General features: G+C 58.4%; 1 pseudogene. It reads left to right on the forward strand.

The features are described from left to right. A pseudogene (secA, locus tag A3754_RS07725) lies at positions 1–373 on the forward strand (preprotein translocase subunit SecA); the annotation flags it as partial.

Below are 373 nucleotides of genomic sequence, written 5' to 3' on the forward strand. Positions count from 1 at the left end.
GGCGGGTCACCAGAAGATTGAAGCGCTACTGGTCAGCAACCAGTTGCTGGAACAGGGCGAAAGCCTGTACGCGGCCCATAACCTGGCGCTGCTGCATCATGTGCATGCGGCGCTGAAAGCCCATGCCCTGTTCCACATCGACCGGGATTACATCGTTCAGAACGACCAGATCGTGATCGTGGATGAACACACCGGCCGTACCATGCCGGGGCGTCGCTGGTCCGAAGGTATTCATCAGGCCATCGAGGCCAAAGAAGGGCTGAATATCCAGCAGGAAAACCAGACCCTGGCGTCCACCACCTTCCAGAACTATTTCCGCCTGTATAACAAGCTGTCCGGCATGACCGGTACCGCGGACACCGAGGCGCTGGAA

Source organism: Alcanivorax sp. HI0083 (assembly GCF_001635175.1).